Raw genomic sequence first — 1,584 nt, forward strand, 5'->3', positions numbered from 1 at the left:
ATCCAGTGTTTTCGCCTGTACGGCGCAGAACTCATCAGCGCGCCGATTGACGCCCATGGCGTCAAGACCGACGAGCTCGAACAACTCATCGCCCAGCACAAACCCAAGTTTGTGTATTTGATTCCCACCTTCGGCAACCCCAGCGGCGCGCTGCTCAGCCTGGAGCGCCGCAAGAAGGTGCTCGAGATGGCCGTCAAATACCAGACGCTGATCGTCGAAGACGACCCCTACGGTGACCTCTACTTTGGTGAGGCGCCGCCACCCTCACTGCTGGCCTTGAGCGCCGGCGTGCCTGGCAGCCGCGAGCTGCTGGCGCATTGCGGTTCACTCAGCAAGGTGCTGAGCCCCGGCCTGCGCGTGGGCTGGATGATCGCCCCCGCCGAACTGCTGGCCAAAGCCACCATGTGCAAACAGTTCAGCGACGCCCACACCAGCACCTTCGCCCAGGCCACCGCTGCCCAATACCTCAAGGCCGGCCGCATGCCCGCCACGCTGACCCATGTGCGCAAGGTGTACGGCGAGCGCGCCAATGCCATGGGCGCAGCGCTCAAGCGCGAGCTCGGTGACGCGATTGAATTCACCCAGCCGCAGGGCGGCTTGTTCTTCTGGGCACGCCTGACGGGCGCGGGCGGCAAAAGCAAAGACGCCGGCGAGTTCGCCAAAAAAGCCATTGAGCAGCTCGTGGCCTTTGTGCCCGGCGCGCCGTTCTACGCCAGCAACCCGGACCTGGCCACGCTGCGGCTGAGCTTTGCCACCGCGGATGTGGCGAAGATTGAAGAGGGTGTGGCCCGGCTGGGCAAGGCGTTGTAAGGCGACCGGCCAGCTTTGCTGCCTATCGCGGGCGGTCGCCGATGGCCTCGCGCGATTGATCGATTAAAAAAAGAAAAAAGACGCTTATGAGTGACTACCAACCGGATCCTTTCACCAACCCCGGGCCACAAGGCGGCGGTATGAACGCAGACGCTTACCCGGCGCCACCCCAATTGCATTGGGCTTTGGTGCTGCTGTTTACGCTCCTCACGCTTGGGGTCTTCATGATCGTCTGGATGTTCGTCCAATCCACCTGGGTGCGAAAAATCAATCCGGCGTCGAATGCGACGACCCAATTCGTCATTTATGTTCCGCTGGCCATTTTTGCCCAGATACTGTTTGAAGGCTCAGACAACCTCAAGGGGGTTGGTTTTGTCTTGATGCTCGTGTCGTATGTGATCTTCTATTTCGGGGCTTATTCCATCCGCAGGTCCATGCTGAACCACTACAACAGCGTTGAACCCATGCAGCTTGAGCTTTCAGCGGCCATGACTTTCCTCTTCAGCACCTTCTATTTGCAGTACCACATGACCCGTATTGCGCAATGGAAAGCCGCTTCGAAATTGGCCATATAGCAGCTGCCGGGCCTGTTTACCTTCATGACTCCTGCCGCCGCGCACAGCGCTCCCCACGCCAGCATTTCCCCCGCCGTTCGGCGCTCCATCCTTCTTCTTTCATTTGGCACCTTTGCCAGCATGATGGCCCAGCGCATTTGCGACGCCATGCTGCCCGAGCTGTCGCGTGTGTTTGCCGTCAGCCTGGCCCAGGCTGCAC

The 1,584-nt window shown here is 60.3% G+C and carries 2 protein-coding genes; both read left to right on the forward strand.

Features of this window, described 5'->3' with window-relative positions:
* A partial coding sequence (locus AC1DWI_RS22510; protein WP_477725828.1) for an aminotransferase-like domain-containing protein occupies positions 1-810 on the forward strand: 810 nt, incomplete at its 5' end.
* A gap of 86 nt (positions 811-896) precedes the next feature.
* Positions 897-1,385, forward strand: coding sequence for a hypothetical protein (locus AC1DWI_RS22515; RefSeq protein WP_477670969.1), 489 nt, complete (start codon positions 897-899; stop codon positions 1,383-1,385).
* Positions 1,386-1,584: the final 199 nt, after the last annotated feature.

Source organism: Polaromonas sp. P3_C2 (assembly GCF_056402675.1).

What these genes read in the sequence shown, in the direction of transcription:
- AC1DWI_RS22515 (WP_477670969.1), top strand. Translation starts at nt 897, where the DNA reads ATGAGTGACTACCAACCGGATCCTTTCACCAACCCCGGGCCACAAGGC.